Source organism: Bacillus sp. EKM208B (genome assembly GCF_011800725.1).
Lineage (GTDB): Bacteria > Bacillota > Bacilli > Bacillales > Bacillaceae > Bacillus > Bacillus velezensis.
The window spans coordinates 262151-281757 of the sequence record NZ_JAANHO010000006.1 but is presented as its reverse complement, the minus strand read 5'-3'; the positions used below and the strand labels follow the sequence as shown (position 1 = coordinate 281757).

Annotated in this window: 22 protein-coding genes and 1 pseudogene; 4 read left to right on the top strand and 19 right to left on the bottom strand. The window is 45.9% G+C overall.

Features of this window, described 5'->3' with window-relative positions; translation table 11 throughout:
* Positions 1–5: 5 nt before the first annotated feature.
* The 5 genes from G9F75_RS13340 to G9F75_RS13320 all read right to left on the bottom strand — a co-directional run bounded on the left by G9F75_RS13340 (position 6) and on the right by G9F75_RS13320 (position 5002).
* Complete coding sequence (locus G9F75_RS13340; RefSeq protein ID WP_029973611.1) at positions 6–860, bottom strand: PfkB family carbohydrate kinase; 855 nt, start codon at positions 858–860, stop codon at positions 6–8.
* Between the two features lie 13 nt (positions 861–873).
* Positions 874–1758 carry a carbohydrate ABC transporter permease gene (locus tag G9F75_RS13335; RefSeq protein ID WP_003151895.1) on the bottom strand — a complete coding sequence of 295 codons (885 nt, stop codon included), beginning with the start codon at positions 1756–1758 and terminating at the stop codon, positions 874–876.
* A 3-nt stretch (positions 1759–1761) separates the two neighbouring features.
* Positions 1762–2652, bottom strand: coding sequence for a carbohydrate ABC transporter permease (locus G9F75_RS13330; RefSeq protein ID WP_012118373.1), 891 nt, complete (start codon positions 2650–2652; stop codon positions 1762–1764).
* Between the two features lie 24 nt (positions 2653–2676).
* Positions 2677–3942 (bottom strand): ABC transporter substrate-binding protein, encoded by a 1266-nt coding sequence (locus G9F75_RS13325; RefSeq protein WP_167409145.1) that lies wholly within the window; start codon positions 3940–3942, stop codon positions 2677–2679.
* A 73-nt stretch (positions 3943–4015) separates the two neighbouring features.
* Entirely contained in the window at positions 4016–5002 is a 987-nt protein-coding gene (locus G9F75_RS13320) for an SIS domain-containing protein (protein ID WP_104678952.1), read from the bottom strand.
* Positions 5003–5198: 196 nt separating this feature from the next.
* Between G9F75_RS13320 and G9F75_RS13315 the strand changes: the two genes are divergently transcribed.
* Positions 5199–6125 (top strand): MerR family transcriptional regulator, encoded by a 927-nt coding sequence (locus tag G9F75_RS13315; protein ID WP_021493997.1) that lies wholly within the window; start codon positions 5199–5201, stop codon positions 6123–6125.
* Positions 6126–6158: 33 nt separating this feature from the next.
* Here G9F75_RS13315 and G9F75_RS13310 read toward each other — a convergent pair whose 3' ends face one another.
* The 3 genes and pseudogenes from G9F75_RS13310 to G9F75_RS13300 form a co-directional block, all read right to left on the bottom strand.
* Positions 6159–6749, bottom strand: a complete 591-nt coding sequence (locus tag G9F75_RS13310) for a sporulation delaying protein family toxin (protein ID WP_007410098.1) — start codon at positions 6747–6749, stop codon at positions 6159–6161.
* An 84-nt stretch (positions 6750–6833) separates the two neighbouring features.
* Positions 6834–7650 (bottom strand): annotated as a pseudogene (locus G9F75_RS13305) (sporulation-delaying protein SdpB family protein); the annotation flags it as partial.
* Between the two features lie 32 nt (positions 7651–7682).
* Positions 7683–8213: an SdpA family antimicrobial peptide system protein gene (locus G9F75_RS13300; RefSeq protein ID WP_017418969.1), complete on the bottom strand. Its 531-nt coding sequence runs from the start codon at positions 8211–8213 to the stop codon at positions 7683–7685.
* Positions 8214–8335: 122 nt separating this feature from the next.
* Between G9F75_RS13300 and G9F75_RS13295 the strand changes: the two genes are divergently transcribed.
* On the top strand, positions 8336–8608 hold the full coding sequence (locus G9F75_RS13295; protein ID WP_007410095.1) for a DUF1648 domain-containing protein: 273 nt from the start codon (positions 8336–8338) through the stop codon (positions 8606–8608).
* Positions 8609–8646: 38 nt separating this feature from the next.
* Here the strand turns inward: G9F75_RS13295 and G9F75_RS13290 are convergent, their stop codons facing one another.
* The 4 genes from G9F75_RS13290 to G9F75_RS13275 form a co-directional block, all read right to left on the bottom strand.
* Positions 8647–9021, bottom strand: coding sequence for a nucleotide excision repair endonuclease (locus tag G9F75_RS13290; protein ID WP_007410094.1), 375 nt, complete (start codon positions 9019–9021; stop codon positions 8647–8649).
* 66 nt (positions 9022–9087) lie between these two features.
* Positions 9088–10203 carry an NAD(P)/FAD-dependent oxidoreductase gene (locus tag G9F75_RS13285; RefSeq protein ID WP_110124340.1) on the bottom strand — a complete coding sequence of 372 codons (1116 nt, stop codon included), beginning with the start codon at positions 10201–10203 and terminating at the stop codon, positions 9088–9090.
* Between the two features lie 382 nt (positions 10204–10585).
* A complete protein-coding gene (locus G9F75_RS13280) occupies positions 10586–11320 on the bottom strand; it encodes a DUF6060 domain-containing protein (protein ID WP_014418820.1) in 735 nt (244 codons plus the stop codon).
* Between the two features lie 70 nt (positions 11321–11390).
* Positions 11391–11891, bottom strand: a complete 501-nt coding sequence (locus tag G9F75_RS13275; protein WP_154817930.1) for a hypothetical protein — start codon at positions 11889–11891, stop codon at positions 11391–11393.
* 128 nt (positions 11892–12019) lie between these two features.
* On the opposite strand from G9F75_RS13275, the gene G9F75_RS13270 reads away from it, so the two are divergent.
* Together G9F75_RS13270 and csn are read left to right on the top strand one after the other, a co-directional pair.
* Positions 12020–12481, top strand: coding sequence for a DUF2691 family protein (locus tag G9F75_RS13270; RefSeq protein ID WP_154817931.1), 462 nt, complete (start codon positions 12020–12022; stop codon positions 12479–12481).
* Between the two features lie 136 nt (positions 12482–12617).
* The gene (gene csn / locus G9F75_RS13265) at positions 12618–13454 is read left to right on the top strand and encodes a chitosanase (RefSeq protein ID WP_003151879.1); all 837 of its coding nucleotides are present in this window, start codon (positions 12618–12620) and stop codon (positions 13452–13454) included.
* 34 nt (positions 13455–13488) lie between these two features.
* On the opposite strand, the gene sufB is transcribed toward csn, so the two are convergent.
* The 7 genes from sufB to G9F75_RS13230 all read right to left on the bottom strand — a co-directional run bounded on the left by sufB (position 13489) and on the right by G9F75_RS13230 (position 19574).
* A complete protein-coding gene (gene sufB / locus G9F75_RS13260) occupies positions 13489–14886 on the bottom strand; it encodes a Fe-S cluster assembly protein SufB (protein WP_007410090.1) in 1398 nt (465 codons plus the stop codon).
* A gap of 19 nt (positions 14887–14905) precedes the next feature.
* Positions 14906–15349: a Fe-S cluster assembly sulfur transfer protein SufU gene (gene sufU / locus G9F75_RS13255; protein WP_003151877.1), complete on the bottom strand. Its 444-nt coding sequence runs from the start codon at positions 15347–15349 to the stop codon at positions 14906–14908.
* Positions 15339–16559 carry a cysteine desulfurase SufS gene (sufS, locus tag G9F75_RS13250; RefSeq protein ID WP_014418823.1) on the bottom strand — a complete coding sequence of 407 codons (1221 nt, stop codon included), beginning with the start codon at positions 16557–16559 and terminating at the stop codon, positions 15339–15341. The genes sufU and sufS overlap by 11 nt, the downstream gene beginning before the upstream one ends.
* Complete coding sequence (gene sufD, locus G9F75_RS13245; protein ID WP_003151874.1) at positions 16559–17872, bottom strand: Fe-S cluster assembly protein SufD; 1314 nt, start codon at positions 17870–17872, stop codon at positions 16559–16561. The genes sufS and sufD overlap by 1 nt, the downstream gene beginning before the upstream one ends.
* 17 nt (positions 17873–17889) lie before the next feature.
* Positions 17890–18675 carry a Fe-S cluster assembly ATPase SufC gene (gene sufC, locus G9F75_RS13240; protein WP_003327022.1) on the bottom strand — a complete coding sequence of 262 codons (786 nt, stop codon included), beginning with the start codon at positions 18673–18675 and terminating at the stop codon, positions 17890–17892.
* A 176-nt stretch (positions 18676–18851) separates the two neighbouring features.
* Entirely contained in the window at positions 18852–19004 is a 153-nt protein-coding gene (locus G9F75_RS13235) for a YuzK family famiily protein (RefSeq protein ID WP_167409142.1), read from the bottom strand.
* A gap of 192 nt (positions 19005–19196) precedes the next feature.
* Positions 19197–19574: a carboxymuconolactone decarboxylase family protein gene (locus G9F75_RS13230; protein WP_029973602.1), complete on the bottom strand. Its 378-nt coding sequence runs from the start codon at positions 19572–19574 to the stop codon at positions 19197–19199.
* Positions 19575–19607: the final 33 nt, after the last annotated feature.

The window sequence follows — 19607 nt, the reverse complement described above, 5'->3', positions numbered from 1 at the left end:
AATGCTTATCGTATTCTCGTTTTTTCACTGCTTTTCCCGCCGCCCGGCCTGTAGGGATGCCCGTAACCGAACGCTCCGAACCCTCCGCATGTTTTGGCAGCCGTCCCGGCGGCCGCAGTAAGCGCTCGCCGAATATCCTGATGCTCGAAGAAATCGGTAAGAAACCCGGCGATAAATGAATCACCCGCGCCCAATGTATCTATTATATCAGCTCTTACCACCGGCTGATGATAGACGCGTTCCCCATCCGATAACACCGCGCCATATTCTCCCCTTGTCAGACAGACGATTTTCGCTCCGAAACCGCGGGCTTTTTCGGCAAGCCGCACACATTCACTTTCACTCAAATCACTCCCGGAAAAAAACGCATACGTCACGTACGGACAGACTGCTTCTAAATAGGCTTCGTCACGTTTTACAGAGAAGTCAAAGGAAATCGGCGCATGGCCGCTCAGCATCGGGAGGTCACGTTCTATCCTGCTGTATACGCTCGTATGCAGCAGATCATGTCCGGCGATAAATGAGATGTCATTCTCCTGAAAAGCGAGCGTCAGACGCGATTGCACGCCGCCTTTATTTGATCCGGCAAATATCCTGTCCCCTCTTTCATCAAGCGTGACGACCGCCATCCCGTTTTCTCCGTATGCCCGGCGGATCAGATCGGCATTCACCTTCTCCAGTTTCAGCACATTCAATACGTGATCCGCCGCTTCATCACTGCCGAGAATCCCGATATAAGAAGTTTCGTGGCCTAAGCGCCGGGCAAGCACGGCTACATTTAACGCATTTCCGCCCGGGTAAAACGTCTCCTGATCCTGATAATAATCTACTACATTATCTCCGGCCGCTATCAGTTTCATCTTTTCATCCTCCTTATCCTTTCACGCTTCCCGCTGCAATGCCGCGGATAAAATATCTCTGCATCAATAAAAACAACGCGATGATCGGAGCAGCAGAAATCGTCAGCCCGGCCAGCAGCACGCCCCAATCCGTCTGCAGCGCATCTCTGAACTGCATCAGCCCGGCCGGAATCGTCCGTAAATTTTCATCATCGATAAAAATAATCGCAAACATAAACTCATTCCATGTATGGTAAGCCGTCAAAATGCCTGATGTCACCAGAATCGGCACGCTCATAGGTAAGAATATTCTGAAAAATATTCCGAAACTTGTACATCCATCCAGATAGGCAGCCTCCTCAAGCTCTTTGGAAATCGACAAAAAATAGGAACGGATCAGAATCACGGTAAACGGAATACGATAGGCGGCGTACGGAAGAATCAATGCCCAATACGTATTGTACAGTCCCAATGACTGGATAATGGAGTACAGCGGCACAAGACTGACCTGCGGCGTCAGCATCAAGCCGCCAAGACAAATGATCAGCACAAACCCTTTTCCTTTAAATTGAAAACGGGCCAGCCCGTATGCCGCCCAGGCGCTCACAAATACGGTGATGAGACAAGTCAGCACGGTCACAATGACGCTGTTCATAAAATAAGCGGAAATCCCTTGGTTCCATGCGGATACGAAGTTTTCGGGATGCCAGACAGAGGGCAGCGACCAGCTGTGCTCAAAAATCTCATCCGAGCTTTTAAAGGCGCTGACCGCCATCCATAACAGCGGATAAGCAACGGCAATGAGGTAGATAAAGAGAAACAGCCACACAGACGTTTCCCCGACATACCATTTTCTCGGTTTTCCGCCTGTTCTGACGGCCTGACGGGCATGACGCAAGTCCGTCTTTTCAGGAAGCATCGGCTACTCCTCCTTTCCGGTCTTAAAGAATTTCATCTGAATAAGCGACAGAGCAAGCGTCAGCAAAAGCACCACCGTCGCGATCGCAGAAGCGTAGCCCATCATATCCTTTGTAAAAGCGCTCTTATACAAAAATGTGCTCAGCACTTCTGAAGCATTGCCCGGCCCTCCGCCGGTCAGAATATACGGTTCATTAAATACGGTAAATGCGCCGGTCAGCGTCATCACCACGGCAACAAACGACATTTCTTTCGTCTGCGGCACCGTAATGTGAAAAAACTGCTGGATTTTTCCGGCTCCGTCCAGCTGCGCCGATTCATATAATTCAGCGGGAATGCTCTGAATCGAGACAATGTACAGCATGGCGATGTAACCGACAGACTGCCATTGAGACACAAAAATGACAGACAGCATAGCGGTGTTTTCATCGCCCAGCCACGCCCGGGTCAGTTCATCAAGTCCGACGGCTTCCAGCAGCTGATTCAAGAGACCGATTTCCGGGTTATAAATAAAATCAAACAACAGCGCAATAACGGTCATGGAAATAACGACCGGAAGAAAAAAGACCGTGCGGAAAAACGGCGACCATTTTCTTACCAATCTGTCTTCCAGCACGGCCGCCAGAATTAAGCCGCCGCCAACCTGGCAAATCAGCGATATGACCGCATACAGCACATTGTTGCGGAGTGCTGTAAAAAACACGGGATCGTGAAACAGGTCAATATAATTTTTCAAACCGATAAACGTCTTTTCGGGTTGAAATGAGCTCCATTCAAACAGACTGAAAAACACATTCTCAATAATCGGAATGTAAACGAACAGCAGAAAAATCAGCGCGGGCGCGAGAAACAGATACGGAATGAAACGTTTTCGGCTGACCAAGGAAATCCTCATCTCCTTTCTCCAAAGAAATCTGTTCTATTCAGATGACGCTCTGACCTGACGCGCCGCTTTCTGCACGGAATTCATCACCTCGCGCGGTGTCATTGTGCCGCCGAGCATCTGCTGAACGCCTGCCGCATACACATCGGCGATTTCAACGTCAACATCCATATCAAACCAGGGCACCATTGATTCGGCGCGGACGATATCCTGCACGGCTTCGCGCTGGATCGGGGTGGAATTGTTTTCTGTCGCCGTTCCTTGAACCGCGCTGTATTTACCGACGTCTTTTATCAGCTTCTCTCCCATTTTTTTCGAGGTTAAAAACTGAAGAAATTCCATGGCTTCTTTCGGGTGCTTCGTTTTTGAGGAAATCATAAATCCTTCCGGAGATCCGGTCAGTGCACGGGGAGATCCCTTTTCGCCGCTGATTTTCGGGAAAGGAAACAAGCCCAGATTGACCGGTTCGACGAGCTTAATTTCTGCCGTTTCCGCATAAATCATCGCCGCTTTGCCGCTTGTAAACTGCTGGCGCACGTATTCGTGATCAACGGAGTTCACGTGCTTTGTAAAGTACGGCAGCAGTTCCTGAAGCTTTTCAAGCGCTTTGACATAGCCTTCGTCCGTAAACTCCCCGGTTTCCGGGCTGTAATCCTTCGCCCGCGTTTTTTCATCCACCATACGCTGGTTCAGCGTCCCGATATAATGAGAAATCGTCCAAGGCGCTTTTGTGCCGAAACTGATCGGAATATATCCGTTCTCTTTCAATTTCTCAGAGACTGTGATCAGTTCATCCCATGTCGCCGGGGGCTTCAAATGTAATGTATGAAAAATGTCCTTATTATAAAAGAATGATTTAGCGTCCATTTGCCACGGAACACCGTACTGTTTTCCGTCATGAGTAAAGGGTTTGATTTGTGACTGCACAAGCTGTGAGTACCAATCTTTATCCTGCTGATAGTAAGACGACAGATCGAGGGCTTTATCTCCTTTGATGAATTTATAAGCAAACCGGTCGCTCCATGAAAAGAAAATATCAGGGGGGCTCGTTGTTCCGAGCATGACTTTCACCTTGTCTTTATAAGAATCGTTTAAGACCGCTTCCGTTTGGATATGAATATCCGGATGAGCGGCTTCAAATTCTTTGACCGCTTCTTCAAAATAGCTTTTTTCCGGCTCCTTCGGCCACCTGTGAAAAAACTTCAAGGTCACTTTTCCGTCAGAGGAACTGCTTTGGCTTGAACAGGCGGCGGCTGACAGACATACGGCTAACAGAACGAACAGGCAGATGAGCTTTTTCAGATGCTTTTCCTCCTTTGTCACCGGACTATAACGTTATATGTCATTATAGTCCGGTGAAATATAATGCGCGTTCTTAATATTCGACTTTCCACATGTAACGCCGCTGGCTTAACGGATGGTTCCTTGCTTCCGCCAGCGCATCCGCATAGCTTCTGAGCACCCGGTTTAATACGAGAGGAGCCAGATAGCCTTTTACAGAATCGTCAATTCCGGAAAAATCATATGCTGCCGCATCAAGCACAGTCAGTTTTTTGCCGTATCTTTTTGAGAAGGAAAGCGCCCGCTCTTCAAGGGGTCTTGTTTCGTCTAAGCCGAGCAGGATAATAAATGGAACGGATTCATCAATGATTTCGAACGGTCCGTGAAAATATTCTCCGGCATGAATGGCGTGGGAATGAATCCATTGCATTTCCATGAGAATGCAGATGCTGTAGGAGTAAGCGACGCCGTAGTTCGCACCGCTTGCCATCGTGTAAATGATATCTTCTTTTTCGTGGTCTTTCGCGAATGCCTTTGCGTGATCCGCTTCTTGTTTAAGCGCTTTGTTATATACGGTCTGGAGTTTATTGAGTCCGTCGATCGCCTGCTCAAACGCGGGATGGTTTTCCAGCACGTGTAAAGCGCCGAACACGATTTGATACAGAACCCCGTAATTCGTATTTATCGCCTGTGCGTTCTCACCCCAGTCATAAACCGCGACATATTCGGCTTCTTTCGCTAACGGCGAATCAGGCTCATAGGTCATCGCAATCGTAAGCGCGCCTTTTTTTCTGGCGAAACCGGCGGCTTTCACCGTTTCCGGCGTATTGCCTGAATGAGAACATAAAATCACGAGAGAGTTCTCTCCGAGCTGAACGGGATTGCGCTGAATAAATTCATTTGAACTGTAGAGATCAGAGCTGATGGCTTTCGCCTCTCTGTCAAACACGTACTTGCTCGGATACATAATGGCTGAAGAACCCCCGCAAGCGACGAAAAAGACGTGGTCAATCGTTTTTCCTTTCAGATCATCCAAGAAAGCCTGAACCTTGTGATTCACTTGTGCGGCAGTTTGACTCAAATCCTTCACTCCTCAGTGTTTTATTATATAACGTTATATAACATTATATAACGTTATATTAATCGCAACAAAGGTGCGTTGTCAATCATATTTTCTGAAATTTCTAAAATATAAAATAAACCCGTCTTATTACCCGCCCTCTCTTGACCTGACCCTTAGAGACACGTTTAGAATGAAAAGCAGGGAGTGATTCAGAATGAATATAAAAGAAGCCGCCAGACAGACGGGTCTCACGAAAAAAGCCATCAAATATTATGAGCAGGAAGGTTTAATCACCGTCAGCAAAAACCCTGATAACGGATACCGTGAGTATTCCGCTCAGAACGTGAATACGCTGAAAATGATTGCCGCCCTCCGAATGCTGGCACTGTCTGTAAGCGATATTAAAGCGTTCCTCTTAGAGGGCAGCAGTCTGCATGATATACTGCGCCAGCAGCATCAAAAGCTCAGCCGGCAGATTGAAGAGCTTGAGCAGGAACGGAAACTGACTGAAATGCTGATCAAGCGCGTGGAAGATGCGGAAAATGTCGATTCAATTTTGCATGATATCGGCGAGGTCAAAATAGATGAACCGAAGTATATGGGACTTCAGCTGAAAAAACTGTTCCCGGGAGATTTCGGAGAATTTATCGCCGCGCTGTTTGAACCGTTCCTCGACTTTTCTATTGATACAGATGAGAAAAAAGCGATATGGGCGGAGCTTATTAAAGTATTGGATGATATGGAAGAAGTTCCGGCTGAACACCCGATGATGCAGCTGGTCGGCAAGGAGGATCCGGCTCAGCTCCAGCAGCACAAAGTCCAGCATGACCAATTTATCGAGCGGATTTTGGAGAGAGACCCTGCCACTTGGGACACTCATAAAAACATCATCATTCAGCTTGTGAAAAGAGTGCAGACAGATGAAGAATACAGAGAAAGCCTGATCAAGGTCGGAGAATCCGCTTCTGATCTGCCCGCGCTGAAGGCGGGATCGCCTTTTAGCAATCTTCTTCAAAAGCTCAGCCCGAAATATGACACGTACGTGCGACTTCAGCTTGAACTGAAAAAAGAAGCCGACGAGGAACTCGGCTTTGATTCAGAAGCATATTTAAAACAGATGCTTCAATCAAAAAAACGCTAAGGTACGTCTCCTTAGCGTTTTCTTTCTTCAGCCTCAGTGCTGCGCGTTAATGCGGTCAACGACATTAGCGATGAGCTGCTCTTTTCCTAAGTCGGAATCTTCGTCAACGCTTGCTACTGTCAAAATGATGGCCGCTACCGCAAGAGCGATCGTCTCAATGGCGGCCGCCGCGTTTAAAAATACCCATACAGCCGTTGCGCATTGGCCGATGGCCGTTGATTTTCCTTTGTCCATGCTCTTTTTGTCAAACTCTTCTTTCAGCACTTTCGCCATAATCTGCGAACCTTGATCAATGACGCTGTTCACTTTCTCATAATCGCCGCTGTAGACCGCCGCTTTCAACTCTTTAAAATAATCCGGCGATGACTTTTTAATATCAGCGATCACCTGATCGGAAACTTGCTTTAATTCATCCTGATCAATCTTTTTGACAGCCTTGGTATCCCATACTTCAGGAAGGAGCTTTGCGACCTCACCTTGTCCGAAAAAGATGCCGGAAAAAATGTCTTCACCCGAATAAGAGACGGATGGCTCAGTTTTCGCCGCGGCATGCGGGCCGACTAATGCAACCATTAAAACAAACACCAGCATCATGGCAGCTGCGGACTTCTTGCTTTTAACCATATAATTTCCTCCTTTTCCTTTTATTGAAAAAATTGTATCTGATAAAAAGGGGATTGTAATGGTTCAAAGCTACTGTTTTCTCTGCCGGCACCAAAAACAGGACCAAAATACCAGCCACCGTAATGGAAAACGAGGTAAGCCCCAGCATAACGGCAAAGATTTCGTGCATAAAAATGGATATAAACAATATCAGACGCCAATATGTTTTCGGAGCGAACAAAGCGCAGAACATAATGGTTTGCACAATAAGCGTGCCCCAAGTCGGGATGATGACAAGCTTGGATTGCAGGATAAAGTCAAACAGACCGTGAAGCGCATCCGGCAGACCCAGCATCGGATCGTTCAAATAGTAATAAACGGCAGTTCCGTTCTGCCACTCTTCTTCCATCAGTTTGGCAATGACGGAGTTAAAATACAGCATTGCGACCTGTATTCTGATGATTGTCAGCGTCGCCCAGCACAAGGAGCGGTAATAAGGCTCAAGCGGCCTTTTCTCAAAAGACGCCTCGTACGGAGACCAGTGCCATTTCCGCGGATCGGTTAACGTCAGCGGGAGCAGCAGCAGTGTAAAAACGGCAGCCACCTGATCTCCTCCGTCAAGGGTAACGGCGGAGTTTTGGAAGCTGTACGAAATCCACCAGTGAAAAAAACCGGTGATTCGCGGCCGCCAGCCAATGACGACAAGGATTAACATACAGATACAAACGGCTTTGACGATCTCAATGTAACGGAAATCGGGAAACAGCAGAAACAAGCTGAACGTGTCGGAAAAACTGAGCATTTGATTTTGCGTTTTAAAGAAGACAGATGCCGGATTGAACAGCAATGTCAGCAGCGTGCCGAGGGCGATTAAGCTTCTGGCAAGCCCGTACACATTTGTCCAAGGCGGATTCTTCATCATCCATAAGGTGAGCTGCTTTTTTGCATCCTGAATCAATTGACATCCACTCCGATGTATTTTTTGATGGTTCTTTTCGTTTCGGTATGCTGGCTCCATGCCCATGGGGTAATGCGTTCATATGTAATGATCATTTTCCCTTTCAGCCTTGGGGAGGGGGACTCATTTTTCATTTTCAGAAATGTGGTATCCTTAAAGTCTTGGCCAGCCGAAAAGTCATTCCACTTCTCTTTGGAAGGCAGCTTTTCCAGCATAAGGCCGAGCTCTATCCCTTGCGTCCGCCCGTAGCGGTTTAAACCGATCACATTTTTCAGAGAATTATTCGGCCATCTGAGCTCCTCATCGGCATCAAGAAGATAGATGTTCAAGCTGTCTTCTCTCGGATCTTTACTGAAAAATCCCCAGCTTTGCGGATAAATCATGGAAACGGTTTTGGATTGATGCTTGGTTAATTGGATGGCGGAGCTTGGCAGTGCCGCGATGACGGTAAAAAACAAAACGATGATCCAGGCGGCCATGATAAAAAGAAAGAATGAAAACATGCTGGTTTGCTTCTTGTCAGTCAATTGAAACCCTCCTAGCGTATGGAAATTTCATTGACATGATTATACACCAATCAACAGGTAAAATATTGATAAATTAGATTTTTCGAACTAATATACTATTATATGTAAAAAGGAGTGTTCATATGTTTTTGATGAATGATAAAGTGCTGTGGGGAGCTGTGGTTCTCGCCTTTATTCTGTCGATTGTGTTTTATCCGTTTCTTCCTGCTGATATGGCCATTCACTATGACGTGTCAAACCGTCCGAATACATCAATCAATAAAACGGCCGGCGTCCTGATTTTTCCTGTGCTCATGATGATCTGCATGTTATTCAGAAAAAAGGTCGTCCAGCTATTCCTCGTCGTTTACTGTCTGCTGATTGTGCATATTGCCGTGATGTGGCTGGCACTGTAAACATAAAGAAAACCGGAGCTTAAGGGCTCCGGTTTTTCTTATTTATAAAATACTTTCTCAATGTTGTATTTCGACTGAAGGGTATTGATCGCGTACGTTTCGTAAATCTCCCTTTCCATCGGATCATTTACGACACATACTTCAATTTTATACACTTCGTCCCTGTGATGTTTAACAGGCGACACATTGTCTTCAAAATGCTTTTTGATTCTTTGTCTTAATTTACGGGCTTTCCCGACAAACAGCAGTTCATCATGAATGTTATAAAACATAAATATGCCGCCTTTGTCTCTCGGAATTTGGTGAAAATCAATGAAACCGTAAATCGCTTTAATCGCCGGTTCATTCTCCGACGGTGACTGCTGCCGTTCCGTAATGGTTACATCAGGAGCAGGAAGGTTTATTTTTATCAAAATGGGTCACGTCCTCTTATTCATTAAAGCTCCATCCTATCATAAGAATGCGCCAAAAGCTATTTTTTATTCAAGCGCCCCGGCCGGATCATAAAGGCTTAAATCAATTTCCGTCTGCTGACCGAGCGCGAGTTTCGCCAGTTCAGCCCCCAGATACGGCCCGCTCGTCAGTCCTGAGGCGCCCAGCCCGTTGGCAACGAGGAGTCCGCTGATATTCGGCACTTTGCCGATGACGGGAAGAAAACCGGGAGTAAACGGCCTGAAACCGACTCTTGTCTCTATTACAGTACTGTCTGAAAGGCCCGGCGCCACGGTTAATGCTTTGTCAAAAATCTCGCGGAGGCCGCCGGCCGTCACCCGCAAATCCATGCCGGTATCGTTTTCATGAGTCGCACCCGCTATGATTCTGCCGCTGTCAAAGGCGAGAATGTATTGATCGTTTGGGGGCATGACGACGGGCCAGCCGCCCGTCTCCTCTCCCTGAAGCTCTAAATGAACGATCTGCGCCTTTTGGTATGATACTGAAAAACGGATGCCGAGCGGCTCAAGCAGCTCTCTCGCCCAAGCGCCGGCCGTTACGAGAACCTGGTCGGCAGTAAGCGTGCGTTCTGCGGTTTTCACACCGATGACGGCACCGTCCTCTGTCAATATTGACGCTTCTTCATTGTAAACAGCCGCTCCGTGCTTAACGGCCGCATTTAACAGCGCCTTACGAAGCGCCCTCCCGTTCACCCGGGCCGCGCCGCTGACATGAACCGCCCCGTATTCCTCCGACAGCGCGGGGAACAGCGCCTTCGTTTCTGCCGGAGCCAGTCTTGTAATGTCACCGATTTCAGGAGCGTCCTCTCTTCTTTTATAAGCTCTTTCCTCCATTTGGCTGAGCTTTTTTTCATCCGTATGGAGGCTGACGGCTCCGACCTTTTGATAACCGGTTTCTGTTTCTCCGTCAGCTTCAAGCTGCTGTATCAATCGTTCATAATAACGGGCGCCGCCTTTTGCGATCGCATACCATGCCTGATTGCGGCGCTGTGACAGCCACGGGCAGACGATCCCCGCCGCGGCGTCAGTCGCCTGCCCCGGGTGTTTCCGGTCAATGACCGTTACATCCGCCCCGGCCTTTGCGAGATGATAAGCCGCGGACGCACCGAGAATGCCGGCCCCGATAATCATATAAGACTTCATGTGTAACACCTTTTCTATCTGTTTTGTCTTATTTATTTTAACAAATGGAGCGCTTTGCTTCGACCTTTTGCCCCCATATGAAAAAGCAGAAGGTCGACCAATCTCTTCGCTCTCCTATCAAAGATTCCATCTATCAATAGAGAAAAGGTGATGTCTTAAACGTAAATCATCATGGATGTGAAGAAAACACAGACCCTAAATCGACAATCGCAAGCTTTCAAACAGCAGCCAGTATCAATTCAAAAGTCATAATCAACGTATATACAGATCAAGAACAAAAGAGAACATCAAAGAACGCGGCTAAGTATCAAGCCCCGTCCTTATTGAGAGGATAAAGGCATTATCACTATTATCCTTCCACTATATAAACTGATCTATCATACTATTTTTTAGTAAAAACAAAAGTATAGTATCCATCAGCTTCTCCAGTTTTCATCTTAATCGCTGATCTTCCATAGGCTGATTTACTGCTGATTTTACCATGCATTGTAGAATACTGCGTTAGGGTACCTGTAGACTTTCTTTTGTATGGTTTAAAGGCTATATATCCAGATTGGCCTTTTTTGAGCGTAAAGGAATATGTAGTAGAATAAGATTTTGCTGACGTAAAATTAAAACTAGCTCCATAGTTTATAGCTTGAATTTCTGATGAAGCATTAACACTGTAAGACTTAGATACAGTAGCTTGCGTCTGTTTATCTACTCTGCACGATGATGTAGTACACTTAATTGTTGCTGAAACTTTAATAGGGTCACCATAATATTTAGTGGCTGATTTTTCTTTATATCTCCAATATCTAAGATCAACGTCAGCATAGGGCTTAAATTCTAATTCGTCATTACTTTCCTCAGAAACAACAAACTCATTCTCTAAATCTTCGTTTTCTTTTATTTCAGTCGTTTTTTCATATTCATCTTTTGAAACAGGTACAAGCCCATGTTCTGACGCTTTGAATGGTGCGATTACTGCACCTTGTTCCTCATCATAAAATTTTTCTACATTTGAATCAGATAGATTAATAGTATATTGCTCGACAGCGAATCCTTTCGAGGGATTTCCAAAAACCATCAAAAATACCACGAAAACTGCAATCAAAAGCGTAACTTTCTTTTTCATATACACCCTCCTTATTTTATGACACATTAAAATATTACCAGAGAAGTATATTTTTGTAAACTAGGTGTGATTAATTTATACTAGGAATTAACAAATAATATATTCCAGATTTCTTATCCACATGAGGGGTTACATTGTTATCTGTCTGAGTTTCAATTTTCAGATTTTTCGTTTTGTTAAATCCAGCATATAACTTATATTTTTTACCTGAATACGACTTTACATCAAATGAAATATCTGTCTTATTATTCTGATTTTTAAGCGCTACACCATTCCCATTCTTTACCCATATAACTTTTTTATCTTTCCATGCCAATGTTCCTGTTCCTACACCCATTTGTTTATTTTCTTCAAATTTGTATATCACAACTTTTTCATTGTCAATTTCCTTTGTTTCATATATAAAATCAGTGATATAAGGTGATTCTTGTTTAGCATACTGTAAAGCTTCCTGTTCAGTATTAAATTTTTTCGCTGAATCAGGAGTTTCATTATTCTTAATAAAAAACAAACTGATTATGAAAATAATACAGATGACCAATAAACAAATAATGATCTTTTTCCCCTTCATAACAATAGTCCTCCAATTTAGAAACATATTAGCTATTATTATAGCAATTTTACAGTAATAAAATAAAGCTCCTATGGATTTAATTTCAAAATAGTCAGTCATTAGTTATTCGATTTCCTCATTTTATTATGAAACGCGGCATTACATTTAACATCCCAAATGAGTTCGGACGGTTTGCGGCAGATATATTACAACCGTTCCCCATCTCTTCTTATACGTGGTTTATCGGTGATGGAGAGGCGTATATTGAGTTCAAAGAAGGCACCGATACAGACCTGTTTCCGCAAAATCAGCGCATCATTCAGGGTCAAGAACTCCGTCAGCGTCTGGAAGGAAACCCTTATTATATGATTTTTGCTGAATTGAAAGCTTTCCCGGGCGGGATGGTAACGGAAATCAATACGTATGAGGAATATTTGGAGAGTTCCTGTGAGCTTGTGCTTCTCATTGCAGATTGCTCGTATGTAACGTTATATTGCAAAGATCCGGTTATGCTCGAAGCCCTTTATCAGCAGGCTGTACAATGCGGGTTTCACCGCGTTGACTATGTTACAGATGAGAATGACGCGAGAACGGGATTGTCTGTCTGATGAAGGTGCGTTCTTTTTATGAAGCGCCGGATAGGGCTTAGGATTCAAAATATTGACAAATTCGTGTGTTTTCAACAAAAAAACAACCCCCTCATGTATACTGAGTGCGTAACTTACATATGAAAGGGGTATGGCAATGAAAATCAGTTTGAAGAAAAAAGCAGGTTTTTGGAAGAAGACGGCGGTTTCATCTCTTATTTTCACCATGTTTTTTACCCTGATGATGAGCGGTACGGTTTTTGCGGCCGGGCTGAATAAGGATCAGAAGCGCCGGGCGGAACAGCTGACCAGCATCTTTGAAAACGGAAAGACGGAAATCCAATACGGATATGTTGAAGCGTTGGATGACGGAAGAGGTTACACTTGCGGGCGGGCCGGCTTTACGACGGCTACCGGAGATGCGCTGGAAGTAGTCGAAGTATACACGAAAGCGGTGCCGAATAACAAATTGAAAAAGTATTTGCCTGAATTGCGGCGTCTTGCGAAGGACGAAAGCGATGACATCAGCAATCTGAAAGGATTCGCTTCTGCCTGGCGCTCACTTGGCAATGATAAAGCCTTCCGCGCTGCCCAAGATAAGGTAAATGACAGCTTGTATTATCAGCCGGCGATGAAACGTTCAGAAAATGCCGGACTGAAAACGGCCTTGGCAAAAGCAGTGATGTACGATACGGTGATTCAGCATGGCGACGGCGATGATCCGGACTCCTTTTATGCCCTGATTAAACGCACGAACAAAAAAATGGGCGGGTCACCGAAAGACGGAACTGATGAAAAGAAATGGCTCAATAAATTCTTGGATGTGCGCTATGACGATCTGATGAATCCGTCAGATGAGGACACTCAGGATGAATGGAGAGAATCGGTTGCCCGTGTCGACGTTTTCCGAGATATTGTCAAAGAGAAGAACTACAATTTAAACGGGCCGATTCATGTCCGGTCAAGCGAATACGGTAATTTCACTATTCAATAAACAAAAAACCCCGCCATATGGCGGGGTTTTACTATTAACCGATGGAGCCTTCCATTTCGAATTTAATCAAACGGTTCATTTCAACTGCGTATTCCATCGGAAGTTCTTTTGTGAATGGCTCGATGAAGCCCATAACGATCATTTCTGTTGCTTCTTCTTCAGAAATACCACGGCTCATCAAGTAGAAAAGCTGTTCTTCAGAAACTTTTGATACTTTCGCTTCGTGCTCCAATGAAATGTTGTCGTTCAGGATTTCATTGTAAGGGATTGTATCAGAAGTTGATTTGTTATCCATAATGAGCGTATCACACTCGATGTTTGAACGGGCGCCGTCCGCTTTTCGTCCGAAGTGGACGATACCGCGGTATGTTACTTTTCCGCCCTGTTTGGAAATCGATTTTGATACGATTGTGGATGACGTATTCGGTGCAAGGTGAATCATTTTCGCACCCGCGTCCTGATGCTGTCCTTTGCCCGCAAGAGCGATAGAAAGCGTCATGCCGCGCGCGCCTTCACCTTTCAGAATGACAGCCGGATATTTCATCGTCAATTTAGAACCGATGTTTCCGTCAACCCATTCCATCGTCGCGTTTTCTTCACAAACCGTACGTTTCGTTACTAGGTTGTAAACGTTGTTCGCCCAGTTTTGAATTGTTGTATAACGGCAGTAGCCGCCTTTTTTGACGATGATTTCAACAACCGCGCTGTGAAGCGAGTTTGTTGTGTACACAGGAGCCGTACAGCCCTCTACGTAATGAACGCTTGCTTCTTCGTCAACGATGATCAGCGTACGTTCGAACTGACCCATGTTTTCGGAGTTGATGCGGAAGTAAGCTTGAAGCGGTGTTTCAACCTTCACGCCTTTAGGCACGTAGATGAAAGATCCGCCGGACCAAACAGCTGAGTTCAGCGCCGCAAACTTGTTATCAGTCGGCGGGATAACTTTCGCCCAGTGCTCGCGGAAAATGTCTTCATTTTCTTTCAGCGCGCTGTCTGTGTCTTTGAAGACGATGCCTTGCTCTTCAAGATCTTCTTTCATATTGTGGTACACAACTTCGGATTCGTACTGTGCAGAAACACCGGCAAGGTATTTTTGCTCAGCTTCAGGAATACCGAGTTTGTCGAATGTCTGTTTAATTTCCTCAGGCACTTCATCCCAAGAACGCTCTGAACGCTCAGACGGCTTTACGTAATACGTAATTTCGTCAAAGTTTAAAGAGTTTAAATCCCCGCCCCACTGCGGCATCGGCATGTTGTAGAAATGCTCAAGAGATTTCAGGCGGAAATCAAGCATCCATTGAGGCTCTTCTTTCATGCGTGAAATTTCTTCTACGATTTCTTTTGTCAATCCGCGCTCTGAACGGAAAATGGAAACGTCCTTATCGTGAAAACCGTACTTGTATTCACCAATTTCAGGCATTTTTTTAGCCATCCATTTTCACTCCAATCTTTTAATTGCCGCCTTTTTCGCCAGCGACTCCTTTTTCAAGTGCTTTCCATGAAAGGGTGGCACATTTAATCCGGGCCGGGAATTTCGAAACGCCTTGAAGGGCTTCAATATCCCCGAGATCTATTGAGTCGTCATACTCTTTCCCTTGCATCATGTCTGAGAAAATCTTAGACATGGAAAGGGCGGTATCAATATCTTTTCCTTTAATCGCCTGCGTCATCATGGAAGCTGAAGCCATGGAGATGGAGCAGCCTTCTCCTTCAAACTTCGCTTCCTGAACGGTATCGCCGTCAAGCTTCATTGTCAGTCTGATCCGGTCGCCGCAAGTCGGGTTGTTCATATCGACGACGATGCTGTCATCCAAAACCCCTTTGTTGCGCGGATTTTTGTAATGATCCATGATCACTTGTCTGTATAATGTATCTAAATTTGCATTAAAAGACATTTGTAAAGTACTCCTTTGTCTTTTGGAGGGCTTCCGCGAGCTTATCGATCTCTTCCTCTGTATTATACAGATAAAAACTCGCTCTCGCAGTAGCAGATACATCCAGCCATTTCATGAGCGGCTGGGCGCAATGATGGCCGGCTCTGACCGCAATGCCCTCAGCATCGAGGACAGTCGCGACATCATGAGGGTGAACCTCATCAAGATTAAATGTCACAAGTCCCGCCCGCTCTTTCGGACCGTATACCGTCACGCCGTCTAGCTGCTCGAAACGGTCAAGCGCATAGGCTGCAAGCTTATGCTCATGCCGGGAAATCTCGTCGAGTCCGATCTCTTCAAGAAAATCAATCGCGGCTCCCAATCCGATCGCGCCTGCAATGATCGGCGTGCCTGCTTCAAATTTCCACGGAAGCTCTTTCCAAGTTGATTCATAAAGCCCTACAAAGTCGATCATCTCGCCGCCAAATTCGGCCGGCTCCATATTCTCAAGCAGTTCTTTCTTGCCGTACAGCACGCCGATTCCCGTCGGGCCGCACATTTTATGGGAAGAAAGCGCGAAGAAGTCGCAATCCAAGTCCTGAACGTCGATTTTCATGTGCGGTGTGCTTTGCGCCCCGTCCACCACGATGACCGCGCCATTGTCATGAGCGATTTTGGCGATCTCTTTAATCGGGTTGATCGTGCCGAGCACGTTTGACACATGAGCGACTGCCACGATCTTCGTATGGCTTGTGACAGTCTGCCGGACGTCGTCCAACGAAAGCGTGCCGTCTTCCTGCATCGGGATATATTTTAAAGTCGCGCCGGTTGCTTTGACAGCCTGCTGCCATGGAATGATATTCGCATGATGCTCCATTTGGGTGATGACCACTTCATCACCGGGTTTTAAGCTGGCGCGGGCATAGCTCAGCGCCACCATATTCAGTGAAGTTGTCGTGCCTTTTGTGAAAATGACCTCAGCCATTGACTTCGCATTGATAAACTTACGGACTTTTTCACGCGCACCTTCATAGCCGTCTGTCGCTCTCGTGCCAAGAGTATGAACGCCTCTGTGGACATTGGAGTTGTATTTGTTGTAATACTGATCCACTGCTTCAATGACAGCACGCGGCTTCTGGGAAGTCGCCGCGCTGTCAAGGTACACGAGGTCATGTCCGTTCACTTGCTGATGAAGGATCGGGAACTGTTCACGAATATCGGTGATATTCATTATTTTACTTTCCTTTCGATGACGGAGACGAGCTGTTTCTTAACTCCTTCAATCGGAAGCTCTTTTACCACCGGAGCAAGGAATCCGTAAATGACTAAGCGCTCCGCTTCTTCTTTCGGAATTCCGCGGCTCATTAAGTAGTAAAGCTGGATCGGGTCCACACGGCCGACAGATGCCGCATGTCCTGCAGTTACATCGTCTTCATCAATTAAAAGAATCGGGTTTGCATCTCCGCGTGCTTTTTCACTCAGCATCAGAACGCGGGATTCCTGTTCAGCGTTTGCTTTAGACGCGCCGTGCTCGATTTTGCCGATTCCGTTAAAGATGGAAGATGCGGCATCTTTCATGACTCCGTGCTTCAGGATATAGCCTTCAGAAGCCTTACCGAAGTGGATGATCTGCGTCGTAAAGTTTTCCGTCTGTTCTCCTCTTCCGACAACTACGGTTTTCGTATCGCCGTATGTGCCGTCACCGTAGAGGTTTGTCGTGTTTTCAGAAATCGTGTCGCCGTCGTTCATCAGTCCGAGCGCCCACTCGATTTTGCTGTCGCGTCCGCGCGCGGCTCCGCGGCGGTTGACGTATGTTGTGACGCCTGCTGACAGGTTGTCAACGGCGCCGTACGTCACGCTGGCATTATCGCCTGTGACCACTTCACTGATAATGTTGAATACAGCTTCTTTCGGATTCACCGTGCTGATGTAGTTCTCAACGTAAGTGACGGAGCTGTGATCTTCAGCGACAATCAGCACGTGGTTGAACAATGCCGTGTCATTGCTTTCATGAACGTAAACGGCCTGAACAGGCGTCTCCACCTGAACGTTTTTAGGAACATAAAGGAATGCCCCGCCGTTCATTAATGCTGCATGAAGCGCAGTCAGTTTATGTTCGTCGACCTTAACGCCGTCTTTCATGAAATACTTCTCAACAAGGTCGCTGTGCTCACGGGCAGCCGTTAAGATGTCCGTAAAGATGACGCCTTTGTCTTTCAGTTCTTTAGAAAGAGAAAGAAAAGCGGGCGTTTGGTCACGCTGCACGTATAACGTTTTGTCTTCGTTTTCGATATCGATCAGCGCTTTTGCTTCATCAGCTAAATCTTCTAAAGAAGCAAGCGGCGCATTTTCTACTGTATGCTTGTTGAACTTTGTAAAGTTCCAATTTGTGATTTTTGTTTTATCAGGCTTAGGCAGCGGCAGATCTTCAGCTTTTTCAAGAGCCTGTAAGCGCAGGTTTTTCAGCCAGGCAGGTTCTTGATGCTTTTCGGAAAAGCCTTTGACATATTCCTGATCTACGGATAGTTTCGTTTCCAATGTCATGATTATCCCCCTAACGCTTACGCTTCTTGGCCTACAGTTTCGTCTTCAATGCCTAGTTCTTGTTTAATCCAGTCATAACCTTCCGCTTCAAGGCGCTGTGCAAGCTCCGCGCCGCCGGATTTCACTACGCGTCCCTGCATCATAACGTGAACGACATCAGGCGTGATGTAGTTCAGAAGGCGCTGGTAGTGAGTTATCATTAAGCAGCCGAAGTTTTCGCTGCGCATTCTGTTAATTCCTTTAGAAACGACTTTAAGCGCATCGATATCAAGACCTGAATCGATCTCGTCAAGAATGGCGATTTTCGGCTCGATCATCATAAGCTGAAGGATTTCGTTGCGTTTTTTCTCCCCGCCTGAGAAACCTTCGTTCAGGTAACGTTGCGCCATTTCAGGGTCCATTTCAAGGAACTCCATGTTTTCGTCCATTTTGCGGATGAATTTCATAAGAGAAATTTCATCGCCTTCTTCACGGCGTGCGTTAATCGCAGAGCGAAGGAAATCGGCATTTGTCACACCGCTGATTTCGCTTGGGTACTGCATCGCAAGGAAAAGACCCGCCTGAGCTCGCTCGTCCACTTCCATTTCCAGTACATCCTTGCCGTCAAGCGTGATGCTGCCTTTTGTAACTTCGTATTTCGGGTGTCCCATAATCGCTGCTGAGAGCGTGGATTTACCGGTACCGTTCGGCCCCATGACAGCGTGGAATTCGCCGCCTTTTATTTCAAGGTTTACACCTTTTAAGATCTCTTTTCCTTCGATTTCAACGTGAAGATCCTTGATCGTTAATGTTGAAGCAGCCATATCTATACCTCCAAAATATATAATCATTATTCTCAATTTATTCTCATTCTAATTTTATAACAAATGAAAAGTAAATACAACTTTTTATATTACCCGGAACATTCCTAAAGTTTATCAAAGATCAAGGCGTAATTAAAGCTGTTTGAAACAGAAAAAGGGCGGAAATCCACCCTTTTTTACTGACCGATTTTCTCATTAAGCTGCGCTGCGAGGAACTTGCTTTTTTGATAATCAAGCTCCCTCTGCCGTTCGACTTCCATCCTTTTTGAAAGACGCCGTCCGTATTCCTCGTAGCCGATGCCGTTTGACTTCTGCATCGCTTTTTCCATTTCAGGCGTATAGTCAAGGTCCAGTCTCTCGTGGCTGGTGCAGATAATGAATCAATCCCTTCATATATTTGTTTCTATTGTAACAATGATCCTCTGCTCCGGCCAAAGAGAGTGTGCCCCTGAATCCTTTCGAATGTGCCGAAAACCGGCGCTCGCTTTATCTGAAAAACGGTATTCACACGATTGCTCTTTCTAATGCGTCGTATGTCCGAATTCCTGAATGCACTGCTGCACGAGGGTCACTCCCTGACTGAGAGCCGCGCCGCCCCCGAATGCCGCCGCGACGCCGATGACCTCAAGGATGTTTTCTTCTGTCGCCCCTTGGTCAAGGCAGCCCTTCGTATGATAAATCATGCAAAATTCATCTTGAGCGCTGATGCTGATGCCCAGAGCGATTAATTGTTTCTCTTTTTCAGTTAATGAATCCGCAGAGAAACACTGTTCAGTAAATTCATTAAACTTCCGCCCCATCATCGGCATTTTTTGCTCAAATATGCCTAAACCTTCTTTATATTGTTTCAATGCGTCATGCACGCTTTTGCCGTTATCCTGGTATTGAGCCACTGCCATTTCCCTCCAATAAGTTAACCTTCCTTTTTATTA